This window comes from Aeromonas sp. S13(2024) (assembly GCF_041402405.1).
In the GTDB taxonomy this organism is placed as follows: Bacteria; Pseudomonadota; Gammaproteobacteria; order Enterobacterales; family Aeromonadaceae; genus Aeromonas; species Aeromonas veronii.
Window position 1 is genome coordinate 1 of sequence record NZ_JBGLRA010000006.1, and the last position, 22,884, is coordinate 22,884.

21 protein-coding genes are annotated in these 22,884 nt (G+C 57.7%); 13 read left to right on the forward strand and 8 right to left on the reverse strand.

Annotated elements, in window-relative coordinates:
- Positions 1 to 166: 166 nt before the first annotated feature.
- Positions 167 to 2,833 carry a bifunctional acetaldehyde-CoA/alcohol dehydrogenase gene (gene adhE / locus ACB042_RS10395; RefSeq protein WP_019446648.1) on the reverse strand — a complete coding sequence of 889 codons (2,667 nt, stop codon included), beginning with the start codon at positions 2,831 to 2,833 and terminating at the stop codon, positions 167 to 169.
- Between the two features lie 840 nt (positions 2,834 to 3,673).
- On the opposite strand from adhE, the gene ACB042_RS10400 reads away from it, so the two are divergent.
- From ACB042_RS10400 to ACB042_RS10435, 8 genes are all read left to right on the forward strand, one after another.
- Positions 3,674 to 4,309: a YchE family NAAT transporter gene (locus ACB042_RS10400; protein ID WP_005337678.1), complete on the forward strand. Its 636-nt coding sequence runs from the start codon at positions 3,674 to 3,676 to the stop codon at positions 4,307 to 4,309.
- A 279-nt stretch (positions 4,310 to 4,588) separates the two neighbouring features.
- A complete protein-coding gene (locus ACB042_RS10405; protein WP_120413955.1) occupies positions 4,589 to 6,208 on the forward strand; it encodes an ABC transporter substrate-binding protein in 1,620 nt (539 codons plus the stop codon).
- Positions 6,209 to 6,306: 98 nt separating this feature from the next.
- Positions 6,307 to 7,227, forward strand: coding sequence for an oligopeptide ABC transporter permease OppB (gene oppB, locus ACB042_RS10410; protein WP_005337672.1), 921 nt, complete (start codon positions 6,307 to 6,309; stop codon positions 7,225 to 7,227).
- Positions 7,228 to 7,241: 14 nt separating this feature from the next.
- Positions 7,242 to 8,153: an oligopeptide ABC transporter permease OppC gene (gene oppC, locus ACB042_RS10415; RefSeq protein WP_005337670.1), complete on the forward strand. Its 912-nt coding sequence runs from the start codon at positions 7,242 to 7,244 to the stop codon at positions 8,151 to 8,153.
- Between the two features lie 54 nt (positions 8,154 to 8,207).
- On the forward strand, positions 8,208 to 9,194 hold the full coding sequence (locus ACB042_RS10420) for an ABC transporter ATP-binding protein (RefSeq protein WP_042056506.1): 987 nt from the start codon (positions 8,208 to 8,210) through the stop codon (positions 9,192 to 9,194).
- The gene (locus tag ACB042_RS10425; RefSeq protein ID WP_108541290.1) at positions 9,191 to 9,310 is read left to right on the forward strand and encodes an oligopeptide transporter ATP-binding component; all 120 of its coding nucleotides are present in this window, start codon (positions 9,191 to 9,193) and stop codon (positions 9,308 to 9,310) included. The genes ACB042_RS10420 and ACB042_RS10425 overlap by 4 nt, the downstream gene beginning before the upstream one ends.
- Positions 9,311 to 10,306 (forward strand): murein tripeptide/oligopeptide ABC transporter ATP binding protein OppF, encoded by a 996-nt coding sequence (oppF, locus tag ACB042_RS10430; protein ID WP_005337666.1) that lies wholly within the window; start codon positions 9,311 to 9,313, stop codon positions 10,304 to 10,306.
- Between the two features lie 302 nt (positions 10,307 to 10,608).
- A complete protein-coding gene (locus ACB042_RS10435) occupies positions 10,609 to 11,553 on the forward strand; it encodes a TerC family protein (RefSeq protein WP_123172777.1) in 945 nt (314 codons plus the stop codon).
- Positions 11,554 to 11,618: 65 nt separating this feature from the next.
- Here ACB042_RS10435 and alr read toward each other — a convergent pair whose 3' ends face one another.
- On the reverse strand, positions 11,619 to 12,845 hold the full coding sequence (gene alr, locus ACB042_RS10440) for an alanine racemase (RefSeq protein WP_103422279.1): 1,227 nt from the start codon (positions 12,843 to 12,845) through the stop codon (positions 11,619 to 11,621).
- 173 nt (positions 12,846 to 13,018) lie between these two features.
- Between alr and ACB042_RS10445 the strand changes: the two genes are divergently transcribed.
- Positions 13,019 to 13,468 carry an isoprenylcysteine carboxylmethyltransferase family protein gene (locus tag ACB042_RS10445; RefSeq protein ID WP_005361602.1) on the forward strand — a complete coding sequence of 150 codons (450 nt, stop codon included), beginning with the start codon at positions 13,019 to 13,021 and terminating at the stop codon, positions 13,466 to 13,468.
- A 94-nt stretch (positions 13,469 to 13,562) separates the two neighbouring features.
- On the opposite strand, the gene tapW is transcribed toward ACB042_RS10445, so the two are convergent.
- Positions 13,563 to 14,702 carry a type IVa pilus ATPase TapW gene (gene tapW / locus ACB042_RS10450; RefSeq protein WP_005353124.1) on the reverse strand — a complete coding sequence of 380 codons (1,140 nt, stop codon included), beginning with the start codon at positions 14,700 to 14,702 and terminating at the stop codon, positions 13,563 to 13,565.
- 58 nt (positions 14,703 to 14,760) lie between these two features.
- Positions 14,761 to 15,117 carry a DMT family protein gene (locus tag ACB042_RS10455; protein ID WP_005353120.1) on the reverse strand — a complete coding sequence of 119 codons (357 nt, stop codon included), beginning with the start codon at positions 15,115 to 15,117 and terminating at the stop codon, positions 14,761 to 14,763.
- 112 nt (positions 15,118 to 15,229) lie between these two features.
- Between ACB042_RS10455 and ACB042_RS10460 the strand changes: the two genes are divergently transcribed.
- The 3 genes from ACB042_RS10460 (at position 15,230) to ACB042_RS10470 (ending at position 17,931) form a co-directional block, all read left to right on the forward strand.
- A complete protein-coding gene (locus tag ACB042_RS10460; protein ID WP_368177087.1) occupies positions 15,230 to 15,961 on the forward strand; it encodes a substrate-binding periplasmic protein in 732 nt (243 codons plus the stop codon).
- 99 nt (positions 15,962 to 16,060) lie between these two features.
- Entirely contained in the window at positions 16,061 to 17,068 is a 1,008-nt protein-coding gene (btuC, locus tag ACB042_RS10465) for a vitamin B12 ABC transporter permease BtuC (protein WP_371178366.1), read from the forward strand.
- 65 nt (positions 17,069 to 17,133) lie between these two features.
- Complete coding sequence (locus tag ACB042_RS10470; protein WP_371178422.1) at positions 17,134 to 17,931, forward strand: ATP-binding cassette domain-containing protein; 798 nt, start codon at positions 17,134 to 17,136, stop codon at positions 17,929 to 17,931.
- Positions 17,932 to 18,047: 116 nt separating this feature from the next.
- Here the strand turns inward: ACB042_RS10470 and ACB042_RS10475 are convergent, their stop codons facing one another.
- Complete coding sequence (locus tag ACB042_RS10475; RefSeq protein ID WP_150997425.1) at positions 18,048 to 19,109, reverse strand: 3-deoxy-7-phosphoheptulonate synthase; 1,062 nt, start codon at positions 19,107 to 19,109, stop codon at positions 18,048 to 18,050.
- A 144-nt stretch (positions 19,110 to 19,253) separates the two neighbouring features.
- On the opposite strand from ACB042_RS10475, the gene ACB042_RS10480 reads away from it, so the two are divergent.
- A complete protein-coding gene (locus tag ACB042_RS10480; protein ID WP_005337641.1) occupies positions 19,254 to 19,634 on the forward strand; it encodes a diacylglycerol kinase in 381 nt (126 codons plus the stop codon).
- 81 nt (positions 19,635 to 19,715) lie between these two features.
- On the opposite strand, the gene serA is transcribed toward ACB042_RS10480, so the two are convergent.
- The 3 genes from serA to ACB042_RS10495 form a co-directional block, all read right to left on the reverse strand.
- Positions 19,716 to 20,948, reverse strand: coding sequence for a phosphoglycerate dehydrogenase (gene serA / locus ACB042_RS10485; RefSeq protein WP_005337639.1), 1,233 nt, complete (start codon positions 20,946 to 20,948; stop codon positions 19,716 to 19,718).
- Between the two features lie 324 nt (positions 20,949 to 21,272).
- Positions 21,273 to 21,926, reverse strand: coding sequence for a ribose-5-phosphate isomerase RpiA (gene rpiA / locus ACB042_RS10490; protein WP_042083875.1), 654 nt, complete (start codon positions 21,924 to 21,926; stop codon positions 21,273 to 21,275).
- 161 nt (positions 21,927 to 22,087) lie between these two features.
- Positions 22,088 to 22,684 carry a 5-formyltetrahydrofolate cyclo-ligase gene (locus ACB042_RS10495; protein ID WP_005337635.1) on the reverse strand — a complete coding sequence of 199 codons (597 nt, stop codon included), beginning with the start codon at positions 22,682 to 22,684 and terminating at the stop codon, positions 22,088 to 22,090.
- Between the last annotated feature and the right edge of the window lie 200 nt (positions 22,685 to 22,884).

Consider the following 22,884-nt stretch of genomic DNA (forward strand, 5'->3'; position numbering starts at 1 on the left):
GCGCCAGTTTAAAAGTCAGCGAGTAATCGCGCTGTGTCCGTTTCACACCTTGTCCCATCGGGTTCTCCATTTATTGGGGGGAAAGGTGTAAACCATATTCAGGACGGGACATGGCAGATAAAAAAAGCCCGCGCAGTGCGCGGGCTTGTTATCTCAGGACTGGTTATCAGGCCTTGGATTTCTTCTTGCCTTCAACCTTGGCTTCAACCGGGGCAGCAGTTACCGGAGCGGCTTCGGTGAACGGACGACCGTAGTAGGAGTCCAGCAGAACCTGCTTCAGCTCGCTGATCAGCGGGTAGCGCGGGTTGGCGCCGGTGCACTGGTCATCGAAAGCTTCGATAGCCAGCTGGTCAACCTTGGCCAGGAAGTCAGCTTCAGTCACGCCAGCTTCGCGGATAGAGGCCGGGATACCCAGGGTCGCCTTCAGCTCGTCCAGCCAGGTCAGCAGCTTCTCGATCTTGGCTGCGGTGCGGTCACCGGCAGCAGTCAGACCCAGGTGGTCAGCGACTTCGGCGTAACGACGACGAGCCTGCGGACGGTCGTACTGGGAGAACGCAGTCTGCTTGGTCGGGTTGTCGTTCGCGTTGTAGCGGATGACGTTGCTGATCAGCAGGGCGTTAGCCAGACCGTGCGGAATGTGGAACTCGGCACCCAGTTTGTGAGCCATGGAGTGGCACACACCCAGGAAGGCGTTGGCGAACGCGATACCGGCGATGGTGGCAGCATTGTGCACCTTCTCACGAGCGATCGGGTCGTTGGCACCGTTCTGGTAGCTGGACGGCAGGTACTCTTTCAGCATTTTCAGGGCTTGCAGCGCCTGGCCGTCGGAGTACTCGTTAGCCAGTACGGAAACATAGGCTTCCATGGCGTGAGTCACGGCATCGATACCACCGAAGGCACACAGGGACTTCGGCATGCCCATGACCAGGTTGGCATCAACGATGGCCATGTTCGGGGTCAGCTCGTAGTCAGCCAGCGGATACTTCTGACCAGACACTTCATCGGTTACTACCGCAAACGGAGTGACTTCAGAGCCGGTACCGGAAGTGGTGGTGATACAGACCAGTTCGGCCTTCACGCCCATTTTCGGGAACTTGTAGATACGCTTGCGGATATCCATAAAGCGCATGGCCAGATCTTCGAACGCGGTGTTCGGGTGCTCGTACATTACCCACATGATCTTGGCCGCATCCATTGGTGAACCACCGCCCAGCGCCAGGATAACGTCCGGTTTGAAGGAGTTGGCCATCTCGGCACCCTTGCGAACCACAGCCAGGGTCGGGTCAGCTTCTACTTCGTAGAACACTTCCACTTCCATATTCTGTGCTTTCAGCAGGCTGACCAGTTCATCGGCGTAGCCGTTGTTGAACAGGAAGCGGTCGGTCACGACCATGGCACGCTTTTTACCTTCCAGGTCGCTCAGAGCGATCGGCAGGGAACCACGACGGAAGTAGATGGATTTCGGAAGTTTGTGCCACAGCATGTTTTCTGCCCGTTTTGCGACTGTCTTCTTGTTGATCAGGTGCTTCGGACCCACGTTTTCGGAGATGGAGTTACCGCTCCAGGAGCCGCAACCCAGGGTCAGGGACGGTGCCATTGCGAAGTTGTACAGGTCACCGATACCGCCTTGGGTAGACGGAGTGTTGATCAGGATACGCGCGGTCTTCATCTTGTCGCCGAAGTACTTGATGCGGTCAGCGTTGCGGTCCTGGTCGGTGTACAGACCTGAGGTGTGGCCGATACCACCGATGTTGACCATGTCACAGGCCATATCAACGGCGTTTTCGAAGCTGCTTGCACGGAACATACCGAGCAGCGGGGACAATTTCTCGTGAGCAAACTCATCTTCTGCACACAGCTTGACGCCTTCACCGATCAGGATCTTGGTATCAGCCGGTACAGTTACGCCTGCCATCTCGGCAATCTTGGTGGCTGGCTGGCCAACGATGTTGGCGTTCAGGGCACCGTTGATCAGGATGACTTTACGTACCTTGTCAGCATCTTCTTTGGAGAGCACGTGGCCCTTGTGGGATGCAAAGCGCTCTTTAACCTGGTCGTAGATGGCATCAACAACGATGACTGCCTGCTCGGAAGCACAGACCACGCCGTTATCGAAAGTCTTGGACATCAGAATGGAGGCAACGGCACGCTTCACGTCGGCGGTTTCGTCGATAACGATAGGTACGTTACCAGCACCTACACCGATAGCAGGCTTACCGGAGGAGTAGGCTGCTTTCACCATGCCCGGGCCACCGGTGGCCAGGATCAGGTTGATGTCTTCGTGCTTCATCAGGGCGTTGGAGAGCTCAACAGACGGTTGGTCGATCCAGCCGATGATGTCTTTCGGTGCACCGGCGGCAACAGCGGCATCCAGTACCAGCTTGGCAGCGGTATTGGTGGAGTTCTTGGCGCGGGGGTGCGGGGAGAAGATGATGGCGTTGCGGGTCTTGAGCGCGATCATGGATTTGAAGATCGCAGTGGAGGTCGGGTTGGTGGTCGGAACGATACCACAGATGATACCTACCGGCTCGGCGATGGTGATGGTACCCATCTGATCATCTTCGCTCAGAATGCCGCAGGTCTTCTCGTCTTTGTACTTGTTGTAGATGTATTCGGAGGCGAAGTGGTTCTTGATAACCTTGTCTTCGATGATACCCATACCGGATTCTTCCACGGCCATCTGGGCCAGGGGGATACGGGCGTTGTTGGCGGCCAGGGCGGCGGCACGGAAGATCTTGTCTACCTGCTCTTGAGAGAAGCTGGCGAATTCACGCTGGGCTTCCTTAACGCGGGCGACCAGTGCATCCAGTTCAGCCAAATTGGTTACTGCCATGTTTATCTCCTGATTATTTGAAAACTGTTTAGTAAGACGTTGGCAATGCCCGGCAATTATAGTCGCCCTGTCAAGACGGTATCGTTGCAACAGCTTTTTCACATGCCTTACTAAATCGCTTTCTGAGTCGATTATAGAGCGGGGCTGACTCAGAAAAACTTGATCTGGATCATGTGTAACAAAAGAACAAAAGAAATTTTATTTCACAATCCTTGTTTGACTGATGTTATCGGAATGTGCATCAAAGGGAAAGGCGAGAGACTTGTTAATACAAGGTAATAAACCACATTTATCAAGTGGTTAATTGCACTTCGGCATCAGATAGTAGGGCCGTTCTGGCTGTGTAGGTTAGCAAATATGAGTGAATTGGTTTCAAAATCACCGACAAACGCACTTTATTCCAGCGTTTGTTGCAAAAATGATTGTTGTTTTAATCCATGACTAATCCGCTTTATTCCCCGAGGACGCCATTTCTGCCCGCTTTCCCGGTTTTTGCATTGTGGCTCTATTACCAAGTCAATGAAGTGATGTCTGGCCTGAAATAGTGGGAAGGCAAAGCTTGGATTCTCTCGAGTCGCTTGGTCATTCGGTCAGTCATCGTCGGACTCTCTGGTCATGATTAAGCAGGCTTGCGCTCACTTTTCTGGCGCGTGTCGGGCGGTAGAAAGGGCTTTTGGCATCGGTTTATGCCAGTTAGCGCGGATGCATTAGATGAACTAACTAAAAAACCCTCAAAATGGTGAGATTATTTGATTGGTGCCCGCTCTGGCTATGATGTAAATTTACGCACGAAATTAATGGACTGGCCCGCTGGGCCCGAAACTCTATTGGAAGGCGCCTATGGCAGCAATTGACGTCTCGTTGTATCTGAAGTTTTTTGTCGGTTTGTTCGCAATTATCAACCCGCTTGGTTTGTTGCCGGTGTTTGTCAGTCTGACCAGCCACCATACCCAGGCCGAGCGGATGAAAACCAATACCACCGCCAATATCGCGGTGATGGTGATCCTGCTGGTCTCCATGTATATGGGGCAGCTGATCCTCGATGGGTTTGGCATCTCGCTGGCGTCGTTCCGGATCGCCGGTGGGTCGCTGATTACCCTGATTGCTTGGTCGATGCTGCAGGGCAAGCTGGGCGAGGTGAAGCACAACAAACAGGAGAAGGGTGAACTGGCGGTGCGCGAGTCTATCGCCGTGGTGCCGTTGGCGCTGCCGCTGATGGCGGGCCCCGGTGCTATCTCCTCGGTGATTGTCTATGCCAGCCAGAGCCACTGGCAGCAGCTGCTCGGCATGTCAGTGGTTGTCGTGGTCTTCTCTTTCTGCTCCTGGCTCATCTTCCGCGCCGCGCCGCTGCTGTTCAAGATCATGGGCAACACAGGCATCAACGTGGTGACCCGTATCATGGGTCTTATCATGATGTCGCTGGGTATCGAGATCATGGTGGCCGGCATCAAGGGGGTTTTCCCCAGCCTGATGTGAGCCAGCTCCGCTTTATGAAAGCCGGTCCTCGTGACCGGCTTTTTATTGGTTGCTTTTTGCCCGGTCTTTTCTAGAATCGGTCGTTTGTGTGAAAAACGAGCGTTTTGTTGGTGTTTTAATACTGAAAAAGCGCGTGCCAGCTGATTTTTTGACCAGAAAATGACGATTACCCTGACAATATCTGTTGCATTATCGGAATTGGCAGGGAATTATGCTGGGAGCGGGTTTTAACCCCGTCACTTTAAAAAATGCATGGAATGTTCTTGTTGGAGTAGGGAAATGACTCATAAAAAAACAATGATTAACACATTGCTGGTGGCTGCACTGTTTGGTGGCGTCAATGTGGCTCAGGCTGCCGATGTCCCGGCGGGAACCAAGCTGGCTGAAGTCCAGCAACTGGTAAAAGGCAACGGCTCCGAGCCTGCGACCCTTGACCCGCACAAGACCGAAGGAACGGTCGAATCCAATATTCTTCGTGACCTGTTCGAGGGGCTGGTACTTTCTGGTCCCAAGGGTGAAGTACTGCCTGGCGTAGCAGAATCCTGGGAAACCAAGGATAACAAGCACTACGTCTTCCACCTGCGCAAAGATGCCAAGTGGTCCAACGGTGACCCGGTCACTGCCCACGATTTTGTTTTTGCTTTCCAGCGTGCCGTTGATCCGAAGACAGCCTCTCCTTACTCCTGGTATCTGGAGATGCCGACTATCGCCAACGCCACCGATATTATCGCTGGCAAGAAACCCGCTGATACGCTGGGTGTGAAGGCGACCGACGACTACACCTTCGAAGTGCAGCTTGAGAAAGCGATCCCTTACTTCGTCAGCATGCTCTCCCACACCACCACCTATCCGGTACCGAAAAAGGTAGTCGAGCAGTTTGGTGACAAGTGGACCCAGCCGGAGAATATGGTATCCAATGGTGCCTATGTGCTGAAGAAATGGGTGGTCAACGAGCGGATAGAGCTTGAGCGCAACAAGAATTACTGGGACGACGGCAAGACAGTGATCAATACAGTGGTCTATTTGCCGATCCAGTCTACCAACGCCGATCTGAGCCGCTATCTGGCGGGTGAGGTGGATCTGACTTACACCACTCCTATCGAACGTTTCAAGCAGCTCAAGAAGGATTACCCGAATGAGCTGAAGGTGACCGGCTTGGTGTCCACTTACTATTACCAATTCAACTTCAAGCACAAACCGTTTGACGATGTGCGTGTCCGTACTGCGCTCTCCTACGCCATCGATCGTGATGTGATCGCCGACAAGGTAATGGGTCAGGGCCAGACTCCGGCTTACGGTCTGACCCCAGACTATGTGGATGGTTTCAAGCCAGTGGTCGCCGATTGGTCGAAGATGACCCAGGCCGAGCGTGATACCAAAGCGAAAGCCATGTTGAAAGAAGCCGGTTTCGATGCCAGCAAGCCGCTCAAGCTCGAACTGCTCTACAACACCGACGACAACCACAAGAAAGTGGCCGTGGCCGTGGCCTCCATGTGGAAGAAGCTGGGTGTGCAGGTGAGCCTGGTCAACCAGGAGTGGAAAACTTACCTGGAAACCAAGAAACAGGGGCAGTTTGAAGTAGCTCGTGCCGGCTGGAACGCTGACTACAACGAAGCCTCCTCCATGCTGGATCTGATGCAGACCACCCACGGCACCAACGACGGCAAGTACTCTAATCCGGAGTATGACAAGCTGATGGATGAGTCTCGCGATCAGGTTGACGATGTGGCCCGCAACAAGATCTATGCCCAGGCTGAGGCCATCCTTGCCAAGGACATGCCGATCGCCCCTATCTATCAATACGTTACTCCGCGCATGGTGAAATCCTATGTGGGTGGCTACCCGGCTAACCCGCTGGATAACCTCTACAGCAAAGATATGTACATCATTGCTCACTGATTTAAAGCAACAAGTCGCATAACAAGCAGGGCCCGCCGGACGGCGGGCCTTTATTACAACCGCGACCATTTGGAAGCAGTACAGGACAGGAAATGTCTATGTTGAAATTCATTTTTAAACGGCTATTGGAAGCGATCCCGACTCTGCTGGTCTTGATCACCGTCTCTTTCTTCATGATGCGTTTCGCCCCCGGTAACCCCTTTACCAGCGAGCGTTCACTGCCCCCCGAAGTCATCGCCAACATTGAGGCCAAATACGGGCTCGACAAACCCATTGGCATGCAATATCTCACCTACCTGGGCAACCTGGTGCAGGGTGATTTGGGCCCCTCTTTCAAATACAAGGATTTCACCGTCAATGACCTGGTGAGCCAGGCGTTGCCTGTATCCGCCAAGATCGGGACCACGGCCTTCTTCTTCGCCGTGTTGCTGGGGGTCACTTTCGGCACCATAGCGGCCCTGAAACAGAACACCATCATCGACTATCTGCTGATGTCGTCGGCCATGGCCGGGGTGGTGATCCCGGGCTTTGTGCTGGCGCCCTTGCTGGTGCTGTTCTTCAGTATTCATCTTGGCTGGTTCCCTGCCGGTGGATGGCAGGGTGGTGGCATCCAGTTTATGGTGCTGCCGGTGTTCGGCATGATGATGTACTACATCTCTGCCATCTCGCGGATCATGCGGGGCAGCATGATCGAGACCATGAACTCCAACTTCATCCGTACCGCCCGTGCCAAGGGCTTGCCGCTGCGCCACATCATCCTGAAACACGCGCTGCGTCCGGCTATGCTGCCGGTGGTCTCCTATCTGGGCCCGGCCTTTGTCGGCATCATCACAGGTTCTGTGGTGATCGAGACCATCTTCGGCCTGCCGGGGATCGGTCAGCTGTTCGTCAACGGTGCCCTTAACCGTGATTACTCCATGGTGCTCGGTCTGACCATTCTGGTCGGCGCCCTCACCATCACCTTTAACGCTGTGGTCGATATTCTCTACGCCTTTATCGATCCCAAGATCCGTTACTAATTCAGGAGTTCATCATGGTTGTTTCAACTGAAAAACGCGATGCCGTCGAGGCGTTCGCGCAAAAGGTCGAGGTGGTGGAGGGGCGCTCCCTGTGGAAGGATGCCCGTCGCCGTTTCCTGCGTAACAAGGCGGCCCTGACCAGCCTGATCATTCTGACCATCATCGGTCTGGCGGTCATCTTTGGCCCCCATTTGTCCCAATACACCTTTGACGATCCGGACTGGGGCGCCATGCAGTCGCCGCCCGATATGGAAGCGGGTCACTACTTTGGTACCGACAGCCTGGGACGCGATCTGTTCGTGCGCACCCTGCTGGGTGGCCGTATCTCCCTGATGGTCGGCATCATGGGCGCCATGGTGGCGGTCATCATCGGCACCCTTTATGGCGCGGCCTCCGGCTTTATCGGTGGTCGGGTCGACAGCCTGATGATGCGGGTACTGGAGATCCTCAACGCTTTCCCGTTCATGTTCTTTGTCATCATGCTGGTCACCTTCTTTGGCCGCAATCTGGCACTCATCTTTATCGCCATCGGGGCGGTGAGCTGGCTCGACATGGCGCGTATCGTGCGGGGCCAGACTCTCAGCCTCAAGAGCAAGGAGTTTATCGAGGCGGCTCACGTCTGTGGCGTCTCCAAGTGGAAGATCATCACCCGTCACATCGTACCGAACGTACTCGGTATCGTGGCTGTTTACGCCACCTTGCTGGTGCCGGGCATGATCATGTTTGAATCCTTCCTGAGTTTCCTGGGCCTTGGGGTTCAGGAACCGATGACCAGCTGGGGTGCCCTGCTGGATGAAGGCTCCAAGTCGATGGAAGTGGCCATCTGGCAACTGCTGTTCCCCGCCTGCTTTATGGTGGTGACCCTGTTTTGCTTCAACTTCCTCGGGGATGGTCTGCGTGACGCCCTCGATCCGAAAGATCGTTAATCGAGCATCGGATCGACAGGAAAGCATCACGAAAGATCGATAAGGAGTTTTTATATGAAGTTACTGGATGTGAAAGATCTGCGGGTCGAGTTCAAGACCCCGGACGGCAATGTGGTGGCGGTCAACGACCTCAACTTTTCTCTCTCTGCGGGCGAAACCCTGGGGATCGTCGGCGAGTCCGGCTCCGGCAAATCCCAGACGGCCTTTGCCATCATGGGGCTGCTGGCCAAAAACGGCATTATTACCGGTTCCGCCAAGTTTCAGGGTGAGGAGATCCTCAACCTGCCGGAGTCCAAGCTCAACAAGATCCGTTCCGAGAAGATCGCCATGATCTTCCAGGACCCCATGACCTCGCTCAACCCCTACATGAAGGTGCAGGATCAGCTGATGGAAGTGCTGATGTTGCATAAGGGCGTCAGCAAGGCGGAAGCGTTCGAAGAGTCGGTACGGATGCTCGATGCGGTCAAAATTCCTGAAGCACGCAAGCGGATGGGGATGTATCCCCACGAGTTCTCCGGCGGCATGCGCCAGCGGGTGATGATCGCCATGGCGCTGCTCTGCCGGCCGCAACTGCTGATCGCCGACGAGCCGACCACCGCGCTCGACGTGACCGTGCAGGCCCAGATCATGACCCTGATGAACGAGCTCAAACGCGAGTTCAACACTGCCATCATCATGATCACCCATGACCTTGGCGTGGTCGCCGGTATCTGCAACAAGGTGCTGGTGATGTATGCCGGTCGTACCATGGAGTACGGCAAGGTAGACGATATCTTCTATCGCCCGAGCCACCCCTATACCGAAGGTTTGCTGCGCGCCATTCCCCGCCTCGATACCGAAGGGGAAGTGCTGCCCACCATCCCGGGCAATCCGCCCAACCTGCTGCGTTTGCCGACCGGCTGCCCCTTCCAGGAGCGTTGCCACCGGGTCAGCGAGATTTGCGGCCAGCAGTCACCGATCCTGACCCCGTTCAACGACGGTCGGGAGCGTGCTTGCCACTGGATATCTGATGCCATCAACGCCAAGGAGGTAAGCGTATGAATGCTGTTAACTGCGGCCAGCAATCATCCATGCCTCTGAAACCGTTCAACGACGGTCGGGAGCGGTTTTGCCACTGGCACTGGGTTTCGGATGCCATGAACAAGGGGGCCAACTAAATGGGTGCCGACAAAAAATTGCTGTTGGAAGTGTCTGACCTCAAGGTCCACTTCAGTATCAAGAGTGGCAAGGCGTGGCCTTGGGCCAAACCGTCCGATCTCAAGGCGGTCGATGGGGTGACCTTGCGTCTCTATGAGGGTGAAACCCTCGGTGTGGTGGGGGAGTCCGGCTGCGGCAAATCGACCTTTGCCCGCGCCATCATCGGTCTGGTACCGGCCACCGATGGCAAGGTGGTGTGGCTGGGTGACGACCTTACCAAGCTCGATCAGAATGCCCTGCGCGAGAAGCGCAAAGAGATCCAGATGATCTTCCAGGACCCGCTGGCTTCTCTGAACCCGCGCATGACCATCGGCGACATCATCGCCGAGCCGCTCATCACCTTCTACCCCAACCTGCCGCGGGAAGAGGTGAAGGAGAAGGTACGCGCCATGATGAGCAAGGTGGGGCTCTTGCCCAACCTGGTCAACCGCTATCCGCACGAGTTTTCCGGCGGCCAGTGCCAGCGGATCGGTATCGCCCGGGCACTGATCCTCGAGCCCAAGATGATCATCTGTGACGAGCCGGTGTCGGCGCTGGACGTATCCATTCAGGCGCAGGTGGTCAACCTGCTCAAATCCCTGCAAAAGGAGATGGGGCTGTCGCTTATCTTCATCGCCCACGACCTGTCGGTGGTCAAACATATCTCCGACCGGGTGCTGGTGATGTATCTGGGCAACGCCGTTGAGCTGGGGACCCGCAAGGAGATCTTCGCCAATCCGCTGCACCCCTACACCAAGGCGCTGATGTCAGCGGTGCCGATCCCGGACCCTGAGCTGGAGCGCAACAAGGTGATCCAGATCCTGGAGGGGGATTTGCCCTCACCGATGAACCCGCCGTCCGGTTGCGTGTTCCGCACCCGCTGCCCGGTGGCTGGCCCCGAGTGCGCCAAGACCCGCCCTGTGCTGGAGGGGAACTTCGATCACGCAGTCTCCTGCCTCAAGGTCGACCCGCTCTGATGGGGATGTGTTGAACCTGTTTGCGGGGCTCCTTGATGGGGCCCCGATTTATTTTTGACGGCAGTGAAGATGCCTCTTGGCGTTATCTTTTACCGCTGCTACTATCCGCGCAACAAGGGGAGTAACTTCTCGCCGGTTTGTCGTCATTACGGTGCACCCATATCCTGCAGTGCACCCGGCAGCCGGGCAGTCGATGCAAATCAGCTGTAAGTGAGACCTTGCCGAGAGGCAAGGTGTATCTGCTCCAAACGCAAACCCACGCCTCTCGGTCGTGGGTTTTGTCTTTTTTGGGAGAAGTGAAAATGGGTGAATGGTGGATGTGGACCGGTTTCTTCAGCATAGTGCTGGTCCTGTTATGGATAGACATACGCTTTGTCGGTGGCGGCAAGTCTCACAAGGTGTCCCTCAAAGAGGCAGGCATCTGGTCCCTCATCTGGATCAGTGTTGCCCTGCTCTTCAACCTGGCTATCTGGCTTTGGCTGGATCACAGCGCGGGCCGTGAGATTGCCAACCAGAAGGGGCTGGAGTTCCTCACTGGCTACCTCATCGAGAAAGCGCTGGCAGTAGACAACGTCTTCGTCTGGCTGATGCTGTTCGGCTACTTTGCCATTCCGGCCGAGTTGCAGCGCCGGGTGCTGCTCTACGGGGTGCTGGGTGCCATCGTGATGCGTGCCGGTATGGTGTTCGCCGGTAGCTGGCTCATCGAGCAGTTCCACTGGATCCTCTACCTGTTCGGCGCTTTCCTGCTGCTGACCGGTGCCAAGATGTTGTGGGCGGCCGACAAGGAGCCTGACTTGGCCAACAATCCGCTGCTGGGCTGGATGCGCCGTCGCTTCAAGGTGACCGAGACCCTGGAAGGGGAGAAGTTTTTCGTCTGGCGTGACGGTGTGCGCTATGCCACCCCGCTGCTGTTGATCCTGGTGCTGGTGGAGGTGAGCGATCTCATCTTCGCGGTGGACAGTATCCCGGCCATCTTCGCGGTGACCACGGATCCCTTCATCGTGCTCACCTCCAACATCTTCGCCATCATGGGTCTGCGTGCCATGTACTTCCTGCTGGCAGGTGTGGCTGATCGCTTCGCCCTGCTCAAATACGGTCTGGCGCTGATCCTGATGTTTATCGGGGTCAAGATGCTGCTGCTGGATATCTTCAAGATCCCGACCGGCATTGCACTGGGCGTAGTTGCATTGATCCTGCTGGCATCCATGGGGCTGAGTCTGTTTGTGACCCGTAAAAAGGCCGCTTGAGCGCGGCAGACAATTAAGCAATAACAACAAGGGCTCCCGCGGGAGCCCTTTTTCATATCGTGTTATCAGCGTTTGATCTTCTTGGGGTTGGTGTAGCCCCAGATGGTGTACATATCCGCCAGCAGGGCGCCGTTGTACTCCTCCAGATCCGCCTGTTTCACTTCGGCGTCACCCTGACGGCCAAACAGCACCACTTCGTCGCCGGGTTTCACCCCTTTCAGATCAGTCACATCCACCATGATGGTGTTCATGGAAGTCTTGCCGACCACCGGCACCTTCTGACCCTGGATCAGCACATAGGCTTTGTTGCTGAGGGCGCGGCGATAGCCATCGGAGTAGCCCAGCGGCAGGTTGGCGAGCCAGGAGTCACGCTTGAGGGTAAAGGTGCGGTCATAACCGACGGTGTTGCCCGCGGCATAGTGGTTGACCGAGGCGACCTGGGTCTTGAATGCCATCACCCGCTTGTACTCGGTGTGGGAGGGGATGGAGTCGCCGTAGAGCAGGCCGCCCGGGCGCACCATGTCGAAGTAGGCGTCCGGCACAGCCAGGGTGGCGAAGGAGTTGGCGGCGTGGATGGTGATCTTGCTGCGATCCAGCTTGCCCGCTTCCAGCAGCCACTGGGAGTCCAGTTTGAACTGGGCCAGCCCCATCTTGACGTCCTCTTTTTCCTCCACCGGGAAGTGGGTCATGATGCCGACCGGGGTGATCCCCTTTAGCTTGAGCATGGCCAGCGCATCCTGCTTGGCATCGGCCAGACGCAGGTCGATGCCGTTGCGGCTCATGCCGGCGGAGTTGAGTGCAATATGCACCGGAATGGTGGTGTGGTGGCGCTGGGCGATATCGGCGATGCCCTGGGCACTCACCAGACTGCCGATCAGCTCCTCCATCTTGTAGGGCAGGGCCTGCTCTACTTCATCCGGAGTGGCGGCACGTACCCGCATCAGACGGCCGGTAAAGCCCTTCTCGCGGGCGACGCGCGCCTCTTCGTTGCTGGCGATGCCGATGCAGGGGATATTGGCCTTGACCACGGAGGGGACCAGCAGGTCGATGCCATGACCATAAGCATCGGCCTTCATGATGGCGCAGATCTGCGGGCCCTTGTCGCCGAGGCGATCCTTGAGGGTCTGGATATTGTGTTCAAAGGCGCCCAGATCCACTTCCAACCAGGCGTTGCTGGCGGTTTGCTCCTGGCCGTTGCGATGATCCGTCGCAAGGGGCAGATAGGGAGCCGCAACGGCTTGGCCCGCGAGCAGGCCGAAGATCAGGGTAGCCAGCAGAGTTTTCTTGTGCATGGTGATTCCTTTTTGTTGTTCGCGTTGGATAGTTTGGACGGGGTCGGCCACATTGGTGGTGGTTTAACCACAACTTGTTGTTATTATTATGATCTTTGTCACTCTCAACAGGCGCTGACTGGTTGGGAGTCTACCGCAACACGGGTTCGGCCGACACTCGTCAGGGGAAGAAAATGGTCAATCTTGAGTTACGTTTGCCACCACCGCTGATCTTTCTGCTCTGTGCCGGGGCCATGTGGTGGCTAAGAGGGGAGAGTCAGCCCGGCATCTGGGCAATGGCGCTGATGGCTGTGCTGGTCGTGGCGGGGGCCATCATGGGCTTTGGTGCCCTGCAACGATTTCGTCACCACCAGACCACGGTCAGCCCCACCAAACCTCAGCACACCAGTCGTCTGGTGACCTGTGGCGTCTATCGTGTCAGCCGCAATCCCATGTATCTGGGGCTGCTCTGCTGGCTGGCCGCCTGGGGCTGTTATCTCGGTGGAAGTTGGGTCTGGGTTGGGCCAATCGTGCTGGTGGCCTGGCTGACTCGCTTTCAGATCATGCCGGAGGAGCGGCTGCTGCGCGCCCGTTTCGGCGACGAGTATGTGGCGTATTGCCAGCGCGTTCGCCGTTGGTGCTGACTGGCAGTGACCTGTGTGAGCTGAGCGGATAATTCGGGTCAGCCGTGCTGGATAAAGAGAACCCTGGGCGGGCCCGGGGTTCTCGAGAGGCAGGTTAGAAAAAATCGCCCTTCTCGTCCTTGGTGGGTTCGAGGCTCCAGCCGGTGGCATCGCTGCTGCTGGCAATCTGTCCCTTCTCCTTCCACAGCTTGATCTTGAGGCGCAGGTTGTTGGCCGAGTCGGCGTTTTTCACCGCCTCTTCTTCCTCAATTACCCCTTCCACTACCAGGTCAAACAGGGCACTGTCGAAGGTGACCATGCCGAGGGCTTTGGATTTCTCCATCACCTCTTTGAGGCCGCCAAATTCGCCGCGCTTGATCATGTCGCGGATGGTGTGGGTGCCAAGCATGATCTCCACTGCGGCCCGGCGGCCGCCATCGGTGGTTTTCACCAGCCGCTGGGAGACAAAAGCCTTGAGGTTGTTGCCCAGATCGTTGAGCAGCTGGGGGCGGCGCTCCTCGGGGAAGAAGTTGATGATGCGATCCAGCGCCTGGTTGGCGTTGTTGGCGTGCAGGGTGGAGATGGCAAGGTGGCCGGTTTCGGAGAAGGCCAGCGCATGCTCCATGGTCTCGCGATCGCGGATCTCGCCGATAAGAATGACGTCCGGCGCCTGACGCAGGGTGTTTTTCAGGGCGGCGTGGAAGCTGCGGGTATCCACGCCAACCTCCCGCTGGTTGATGATGCTCTTGCGGTGGCGATGAACGAACTCCACCGGATCCTCGATGGTAATGATGTGGCCGCCGCTGTTGCGGTTGCGGTGGTCGATAAGCGCCGCCAGCGAAGTGGATTTACCCGAGCCGGTACCGCCGACAAACAGCACCAGACCGCGTTTCTCCATGATGGTGTCGAGCAACACAGGCGGGAGTTTGAGATCTTCAAAGCGGGGGATTTCGGTCTTGATGTTGCGGGCCACCAGAGAGACTTCGTTGCGCTGCTTGAAGATGTTGACCCGAAAGCGGCCGATCTGGGGCAGGGAGATGGCGAGGTTCATCTCCAGATCCTTCTCGAACTGCTGCTTCTGCTCGCCATCCATGATCTCGGCGGCGATCCGCGCCACTTCACCCGGCTCCAGCGGCGTTTCGTTGAGGGGGCGCAGGCCGCCGTTAAATTTGGCGCAGGGGGGCGCGCCGGTCGACAGATAGAGGTCTGAGCCATCCTGCTTGGCCAGGATCTGTAACATGTCTCGCAATTCCATTTTTTTGCCTCTTCGATCAATGAGATGCCATGAGCGGGATGATATTGAGTGTACAGCCTCAGGCGCCGGTCAGTTTCTCGCGAAAGACAAAAAAGACCGCACCGAGAATGCAGAGCCCTGCCCAGAGATAGTCCCATTTCAGATCTTCCTTGAGATAGAAGATAGAGAAGGGGACGAATACGGTGAGTGTGATCACTTCTTGCAGGATTTTAAGTTGGCCCACGCTCATCACCGTATGGCCGATGCGGTTGGCGGGCACTTGCAGCAGGTATTCGAACAGGGCGATACCCCAGCTCACCAGGGCGGCAATGATCCAGGGTTTATGGTTCATGCTCTTGAGGTGAGCGTACCAGGCGAAGGTCATAAAGACGTTGCTGCAGAGCAGCAGACCGATACTGGCGAAAATCGGGTTCATAGGGTTCTCCTTGAAAATCCGGCGCATTTTATCCCTGAACCACGGGTTTTCATACGTGGTGCGGGAGGGTATTTTTAACCAACAGGATAAGCCGTGCGAGGTATGCGACGGGATGGGCAAGTTATGCGGGATAGTGTTGTTACTGTTATTTGCCATGCCGGTGCGTGCGGCCCCGACGCTGACGGTGGCCACCGATCTGTGGCCGCCATTTCGCATCCTGCAAGCGGATGGCCGGTTGCAGGGGCTTGACATGGACATCCTGCGCCGGTTGCAACAGGCGAGCGGCATTGAGTTGCAGATACGGCGGATGCCGTGGGGCAGGGCGCTCAAGCAGATGCAGACCGGTCAGGTCGATCTGATGATTGGCCTCGCCTATACCGCCGAGCGGGCGCAGTTTATCGACTATCTGCAGCCTGCCTACTACCAGTGCTGGCCCGCGTTTTATGGTCAGCCGGTCAATGTGGCCCGGATCCACCAATACCGCGATCTGCAGGGGGTGAAGGTGGGCTATGTGCTCAACTCCGCCTACTTTGAGCCCTTCAACAGTGACAGCCGCCTCGACAAGCACGGAGTACCCACCGAAGATCAGCTGCTGCGCATGGTCCAGCGGGGTCACCTGCCGCTGATGATTGGCACCGACTGTCAGGTGGACTATGCCCTGAGTCAGGGAAATGCCAGCCGGATAGGCAAGGCGGACTACCGCCCCGCCACGCCGGTAACCCTCTATCTGGGGATGAGCAAGCACTCACCTCACCAGTCGCTGCGCCAGCCCTTGCTGGTGGCGCTGCAAAATCTGGTGGCCAGCGGCGAGATAAGGGTGATGGCCAAGCGTTACCAGCCTTGACCTTGGGTGGCAAGCCACTGTTATCATGCCTTTTTCCTGCTTCTCCCCCGGCGCTGCGACAGGGCCGGGGGGAAGCCTTGTTATTGTCGGGGATCCTCCTTGTACCTCTCCCTTATCGCCCGCCAGCAGCGCTGGCAGCGGCGCTGGCTCTGTGGCTTGACGCTGCTGACCCTGCTGCTGTTTCTCTTCTCCCTCGTCTGGGGCGAGTTTGTGCTGCTGCCCTGGCAGCCCCTTGGCGATCTCGAACAGCGCATCCTGCTGGAGCTGCGCCTGCCGCGCACCCTGCTGGCCCTCTTGGCTGGCGCCGCGCTCGCTTGTGGCGGCGCCGTATTGCAGGTGATGCTGCACAACCCGGTGGCCGAACCCGGGCTGCTTGGCGTTTCAAGCGGAGCAGGACTGGCTGCCATGGTGGCGATGGCGGTGGCCAAGTCCCTCGGCCTCTATCTGCCCGGCTGGGGGCTGTCGCTGGCGGCCTTTGGTGGCGCCTTGCTGGTGACCATGCTGCTCATTCGGCTGGCTCGCCGGGCGCGTCTCGGTCATGCCCGCTTGCTGTTGTTTGGGGTGGCCATCGGCATCCTCACCAATGCGGCCATGACCTGGCTGATGTACTTTGCCGACGATGGCTCTTTGCGTGAATTCATGTTCTGGATGATGGGCAGCCTCTCTTACGGCAGCCAGCAGTTCGGCTGGTGGTGGCTGGTGCTGCCGCTCACCCTGGGCTGGCTCTGCTGGCAGGGCAAGGCACTGCAACAGTTGTTGTTGGGGGAGACCCAGGCTCGCCTGATGGGGATGGATGTCGACAAGATGCGGGTGTGGCTGGTGCTGGCGGTCTGTCTGCTGACCGGTGTGGCGGTGTCGTTGTGTGGTGTCATCGGTTTTGTCGGGTTGGTGGTGCCCCATCTGCTGCGGCTCTGCGGTGGCAGCGATCAGCGCTTTCTGCTGCCTGCTTCGGCGCTTGGCGGCGGGGCCCTGCTGCTGGCGGCCGATCTGGTTGCTCGATCCACCCTGAGCGCGGGGGAGTTGCCTATCGGCGTCATCACCGCCTCGGTGGGGGCGCCGCTCTTTATCTACCTGCTATTGAGGCAAACTGCCGATGGTGCTGCATGAATATCTGCATGATTTGGTCGGGGCGCGCAGTCTCCTTATTTACCCGTTGTTGAGGCAAGATGCCGATGTCACCCGCTGATCCCATGCCGGTTTCTTCTCGTGCTGCTGCGCCGATGCTGGAGGCGCGCGCACTCGCCATTGCCGGACGCCTCTCTCCCCTAGATATCCGCTGGCATGGCGGCCAGTTGGTGGCGCTGCTTGGCCCCAATGGCAGTGGCAAGTCGACCCTGCTCGGGGCGCTGGCGGGGATTTTACCCGCCGATGGCACAGTGCTGCTGGGGGGGGAAGTGCTTACTGACATGAGTTGGCCCGAGCTTGCCAAACGGCGCGCCATGCTGCCCCAGCGTCAGCCCCAGCTGTTTCATATTCCGGTGTTTCAGGTGTTGAGCCTGGGGCTCGATGAGATGGTTGCACCTGCCAGACAGCACGAGGCGATAAATGCATTGTGCGAGGCACTGGAGCTGGAAGCCTTGCTGGCTCGTGACTTCAGCCGGTTGTCGGGCGGTGAACAGCAGCGAGTGCTGATTGCCCGCACCCTGCTGCAGGTGTGGCCGAGCCTCAATCCGACCGGCAAGGTGCTGCTGCTGGATGAACCGCTGGCGGGGCTCGATCTGCATCATCAGCTGGCGCTATTGCGGTTGCTGAAAACCCTGGCCGGGCAGGGATTACTGGTGGTGCTCGCCATCCACGATATCAATCTGGCCATCGACTGGGCCGACCGCATTCTCTGCCTGCAAGGGGGCACGGTGGTGCGCGAAGGGGGTGTCGAGCTGGTGGATGAGGCGCTGCTGGCGCAGGTATTCCAGATCCGCACCGACCGCATCGAAGCGGCAGGGCGTGTGTGGTTTATGCCCAGTTTGTAAGTAGGGTGTACAGGAAAGAGGGCGCATGTAGGGCCGATTAGCGAAGCGTAATCGGCCGACAGCAAGAAGAAGGGGCCGGTATCAAAAATACCGGCCCCTTTGGTTTTATTCGCAGTTCAAGCCTGTTTGCTCAGGCGCACCTGTGCGGCTTCGGCCAGCATCGCCAGCAGGGTTTCGGTGTCGCTCCATGACAGGCAGGCATCAGTGATGCTCTGGCCGAAGGTGGCGGCGCAGCCGTTCTCTACATCCTGACGCCCTTCCACCAGGAAACTTTCGGCCATTATGCCGGCGATGCCGGTACGGCCGCGGCGCAGCTGATCGCAGATATCTTGCGCCACCAGCAGCTGACGGCGGTGATCCTTCATGCTGTTGCCGTGGCTGAAATCGACCACCAGACGCTCCGGCAGGCCCACATCGGCCAGCGCTTCACAGGCTTCATCGACACTGGCGGTGTCGTAGTTGGGGCGGTGGCCGCCACGCAGGATCACATGACCAAAGGGGTTACCGGCGGTGCGGTAGATGGTCATCTTGCCGTCTTTATCCGGCGAATAGAAGATGTGGCTGTGACGGGCGGCGCGCACCGCATCGATGGCGATGCGGGTATTGCCGTCGGTGCCGTTCTTGAAGCCAACCGGGCAGGAGAGAGCCGAAGCCATCTCGCGGTGTACCTGGGATTCGGTGGTACGTGCGCCGATGGCGCCCCAGGTGATGAGGTCGGCAATATACTGGCCGGTCACCATATCGAGGAATTCGGTGGCGGTTGGCATGCCCAGTTCGTTGATATCGACCAGCAGTTTGCGCGCCAGTTTCAGCCCTTCGTTGACATCGAAACTGCCATCGAGGCGCGGGTCATTGATCAGCCCTTTCCAGCCGACGATGGTGCGCGGCTTCTCGAAATAGGTGCGCATCACGATGCAGAGGCTCTCTTTATACTGCTCGCGCAGGGCGTTGAGGCGCTGGGCATACTCGCGAGCAGCAGCGGGATCATGAATAGAGCAGGGGCCGACAATGACCAGCAGGCGCTGATCGTCTCCGGCCAGAATGGCTTCCACTTCGCGACGGGCATCCAGCAGATTCTGGGCAATGGTATCGGTGATCGGAAACGCGTGGGCAAGCTCGCTCGGAGTGATCAGTGACTCCAGGCGACGGGTGCGCAATTCATCTGTGTGAATGGACATACAACTCAAGTCTCGAGTGGGTGGTGTCAGCCGCAAGGGGCGAAAAAGCAAAGAGATAAAATAAAGCAAAAGTCCCCTGATTGAAACCTTGGGGGGCTCTGATAGGATGTGAGGCCAAAATCGATTCCAAATGAGGTAGATAGCGTGGCAAAGCCAGGGGCAACCGGGGTCACCCGCATCATCAACGCAACCGGTTACAGCATGAAGGGGCTCAAGTCAGCCTGGATTAACGAGGCGGCTTTTCGGCAGGAGCTGATGCTGATCCTGTTGCTGATGCCACTTGCCTTCTGGCTGGGGGATTCTCTCAACCAGATCCTGCTGCTTATCGTCATCAGCTGGCTGGTGGTGATCGTCGAGATCCTCAACTCCGCCATTGAAGCTGTGGTAGACAGGGTTGGCTCCGAGCATCATGAGCTCTCCGGTCGCGCCAAGGATTTGGGCTCTGCCGCCGTCTTTATCGCGTTGGCCCTTAATGCCCTGGTATGGGGGGCGCTGGTAGGCCGCAACCTGTTGGGGTGGTGGTAAGCCATCACGCTGCTTTGAGGTTCTGCTTCATACAAAAGCCCGTCATCACGACGGGCTTTTTGCTGCGCAGATAAGGGTCTCTCAGTGGAGGATGCGGGCACGGATGGTGCCGTTGATCTCCTTGAGCTTGGCGAGCGCCTTCTCGCTGTGTTCGGTCTCCACGTCTATCACCACGTAACCGATATGGCTGCTGGTTTGCAGGTATTGACCGGCGATGTTGATCCCCTCTTCGGCGAAGATCTGGTTGATCTGGTTCATCACACCCGGCTGGTTGCGGTGAATGTGCAGCAGGCGACTGGAGCCCTTGTGGCCCGGTAGCGACACTTCCGGGAAGTTGACGGCGGAGAGGGTAGAGCCGTTGTCGGAGTATTTGACCAGCTTGTTGGCCACTTCCAGCCCGATGTTCTCCTGCGCCTCATGGGTGGTGCCACCGATGTGCGGGGTCAGGATGACGTTCTCCAGCCCACGCAGCGGGCTTTGGAACTCCTCGTCATTGGACTTGGGCTCGACCGGGAAGACGTCGATGGCGGCGCCGGCAATATGGCCGCTCTTGATGACGTCAGCCAGCGCATCGATATCCACCACGGTACCGCGGGCGGCGTTGATGAAGATGGCGCCCGGTTTCATCATCCGCAGCTGCTCGGCACCGATCATGTTCTTGGTGGAGGCGGTCTCCGGCACGTGCAGGCTGATGACGTCAGACATATTGAGCAGCTCGACCATGCTTGGCACCTGAATGGCGTTGCCCAGCGAGAGCTTGTTCTCGATATCGTAGTAATAAACCTTCATGCCGATGCTTTCGGCGATGATGCCAAGCTGGGTACCGATGTGGCCGTAGCCGATGATGCCAAGTTTCTTGCCGCGCGCTTCCACCGAGCGGTTGGCCAGTTTTTCCCACACGCCGCGATGGCACTTGGCGTTTTTCTCGGGGATGCCGCGCAGCAGCAGCAGGATCTCGCCCAGTACCAGCTCGGCGACCGAACGGGTGTTGGAGAAGGGGGCGTTGAAGACCGGAATACCGCGGATCTGGGCCGCTTCCAGCTCGACCTGGTTGGTACCGATGCAGAAGCAGCCGATGGCGACCAGCTTGTTGGCTGCGTCGAGGACTTTCTCGGTGATCTGGGTGCGGGAGCGCAGCCCGATGAAATGGACGTCGCGGATCTGCTCAATCAGCTCCTCTTCGGAAAGCGAGGTCTTGAGATATTCCACACTGGTGTAACCTGCGGCACGAAAGGTCTCTACGGTGTTGGGATGAACCCCCTCCAGCAGCAGAACCTTGATTTTATCCTTGTCCAACGAAAACTTGGCAGTCATGACGATCCCTCTGTATGTGCAAACGTAAGTGCAGATTTGGTGTGCGAAGAAAACCGTAAAGTAGCAAAAACGTTTGGGAGAGGGAATATTTGTGACGAAAGTCAAATTCTTTGAAGTTATCAACGAATGTTGTAAACATCCGTATGCAACTTGTTGAGGGATAAATAAAAACGGCGCCATCAGGCGCCGTCATTTATTCACAGTGCAATGTTTGGGTCATATCCCATCCCGGGGCTCAATCAACGCCGCTGCTGCGTCAGAGGTGGCAGAGTGGCGCTGGCGAGCGAGGGAGGATGCCGCTGCACTGTGCTACCGGTGTCGGGATTACTGGGTAATCACGCCGTCCGGCGTACCGATCAGGACAACATCAGCGCCGCGCGCGGCGAACAGGCCGTTGGTGACCACACCAACGATGGCGTTCAGTCGTACTTCCAGCGCCTTGGCGTCGGTAATGGCCATGCCTTTCACATCCAGAATATGGTTGCCGTTGTCGGTGACCACGCCTTCACGCCACACCGGGTTGCCACCCAGTTTGCGAATTTCGCGGGCCACGTATTCGCGGGCCATGGGGATCACTTCAACCGGCAGTGGGAACTTGCCCAGCACGTCGACGGTCTTGGTGTTGTCGATGATGCAGATGAACTTGTCAGCGACGGCGGCAACAATCTTCTCGCGGGTCAGGGCTGCGCCACCGCCCTTGATCATGTCGCGGGTTGCGTTGATCTCGTCGGCGCCATCCACATAGACGGAGAGGGCGTCGATCTCGTTGAGATCATATACGGTGATGCCGAAGCCCTTGAGGCGCTCGGTAGAGGCCACGGAGCTGGATACCGCCCCCTTGATCTCGTCCTTCATGGTCGCCAGCGCGTCGATAAAGTGGTTGACGGTAGAGCCGGTGCCCACCCCGACGATGGTGCCGGGAACCACATACTTGAGCGCAGCCCAACCGGCCGCCTTCTTCATTTCATCTTGAGTCATGATCGTTCCTTAAGAAAAAAGCGGGCGCATTATATCCAACCCGGTACCCCGTCGCGACCTTGTTGCTCACGTTCCGGGGCAAAAAGAGGGACTTTGTAAATCGTTTGCCTGTTTATTCTGCGTTTGCGCGCACAAAGCCGGGGCTGCTGGCCAAAAACAGCTTATTCAAAGCGCCAGCAGTGGCTCGGGGTGATGATCTGGGGCAGCGGCACATCCCACTCCTCTTGCGGGACCGCATCCACCTGCTGGCAGTCGTGGGCAATGCCGAGCGGCTTGGGGCCCAGCTTGTGCTCATGCCAGATGGCGAGAGTGCGATCGTAGTAGCCGCCCCCCATGCCAAGACGATTGCCCTGGGCATCGAAGGCGACCAGCGGGGTGCAGATAAGATCGAGCGTGCTGTGGGGCACCACCTGCAGGATATCCAGCTCCGGCTCTTCGATGCCGTAGCGGTTGCGTACCATGGGGCTGGTGGCGGTATAGCGCAAAAAGAGCAGGTGACCCGGGGTAAAGGGGTGGAGCACCGGCAGGTAGACCTCTTTGTGCTGGGCCCACAGCCAATGGATGGTGGGCAATGGATTGATCTCCCCGTCATTGGCCAGATAGAGGGCAATGCGTTTGGCGGCGAGGATCTCGGGGTGTTGCTTGAACTGGGCCAGCAGCTGTTGGGCCGCCGCTTGCTGCTCGGCCGGACTCAGATTTTTGCGGCGTTGACGAACCAGTTGGCGCAGGGATTGACGTTCGGGTTGGGACTCATGCATGGGGAACCTCTGGCATAGCTGCGCATCGATTGCTTGAACGCGCTCTACCTTAGCACATTCACTCTTGACGTTAAGGGGGACAGGGAAACCCCGCCCCGGACGGCTGATGCCCGGAACGGTGGGATAAATGCTGGCGGATCCGATAGTGAGTCAACAAGGGCCAGGGTGTGGCCCCTGTTGATGGCATGTCGGCGCGCCAG

What these genes read in the sequence shown, in the direction of transcription:
- oppF (WP_005337666.1), top strand. Translation starts at nt 9,311, where the DNA reads ATGGGTGCCGACAAAAAATTGCTGTTGGAAGTGTCTGACCTCAAGGTC.
- ACB042_RS10475 (WP_150997425.1), bottom strand. Translation starts at nt 19,109, where the DNA reads ATGTCCATTCACACAGATGAATTGCGCACCCGTCGCCTGGAGTCACTG.
- ACB042_RS10470 (WP_371178422.1), top strand. Translation starts at nt 17,134, where the DNA reads ATGTCACCCGCTGATCCCATGCCGGTTTCTTCTCGTGCTGCTGCGCCG.
- oppB (WP_005337672.1), top strand. Translation starts at nt 6,307, where the DNA reads ATGTTGAAATTCATTTTTAAACGGCTATTGGAAGCGATCCCGACTCTG.
- rpiA (WP_042083875.1), bottom strand. Translation starts at nt 21,926, where the DNA reads ATGACTCAAGATGAAATGAAGAAGGCGGCCGGTTGGGCTGCGCTCAAG.
- alr (WP_103422279.1), bottom strand. Translation starts at nt 12,845, where the DNA reads ATGCACAAGAAAACTCTGCTGGCTACCCTGATCTTCGGCCTGCTCGCG.
- serA (WP_005337639.1), bottom strand. Translation starts at nt 20,948, where the DNA reads ATGACTGCCAAGTTTTCGTTGGACAAGGATAAAATCAAGGTTCTGCTG.
- ACB042_RS10460 (WP_368177087.1), top strand. Translation starts at nt 15,230, where the DNA reads ATGGGCAAGTTATGCGGGATAGTGTTGTTACTGTTATTTGCCATGCCG.
- ACB042_RS10445 (WP_005361602.1), top strand. Translation starts at nt 13,019, where the DNA reads ATGGTCAATCTTGAGTTACGTTTGCCACCACCGCTGATCTTTCTGCTC.
- tapW (WP_005353124.1), bottom strand. Translation starts at nt 14,702, where the DNA reads ATGGAATTGCGAGACATGTTACAGATCCTGGCCAAGCAGGATGGCTCA.
- ACB042_RS10435 (WP_123172777.1), top strand. Translation starts at nt 10,609, where the DNA reads ATGGGTGAATGGTGGATGTGGACCGGTTTCTTCAGCATAGTGCTGGTC.
- ACB042_RS10420 (WP_042056506.1), top strand. Translation starts at nt 8,208, where the DNA reads ATGAAGTTACTGGATGTGAAAGATCTGCGGGTCGAGTTCAAGACCCCG.
- ACB042_RS10400 (WP_005337678.1), top strand. Translation starts at nt 3,674, where the DNA reads ATGGCAGCAATTGACGTCTCGTTGTATCTGAAGTTTTTTGTCGGTTTG.
- ACB042_RS10405 (WP_120413955.1), top strand. Translation starts at nt 4,589, where the DNA reads ATGACTCATAAAAAAACAATGATTAACACATTGCTGGTGGCTGCACTG.
- adhE (WP_019446648.1), bottom strand. Translation starts at nt 2,833, where the DNA reads ATGGCAGTAACCAATTTGGCTGAACTGGATGCACTGGTCGCCCGCGTT.
- ACB042_RS10495 (WP_005337635.1), bottom strand. Translation starts at nt 22,684, where the DNA reads ATGCATGAGTCCCAACCCGAACGTCAATCCCTGCGCCAACTGGTTCGT.
- ACB042_RS10455 (WP_005353120.1), bottom strand. Translation starts at nt 15,117, where the DNA reads ATGAACCCGATTTTCGCCAGTATCGGTCTGCTGCTCTGCAGCAACGTC.
- ACB042_RS10425 (WP_108541290.1), top strand. Translation starts at nt 9,191, where the DNA reads ATGAATGCTGTTAACTGCGGCCAGCAATCATCCATGCCTCTGAAACCG.
- oppC (WP_005337670.1), top strand. Translation starts at nt 7,242, where the DNA reads ATGGTTGTTTCAACTGAAAAACGCGATGCCGTCGAGGCGTTCGCGCAA.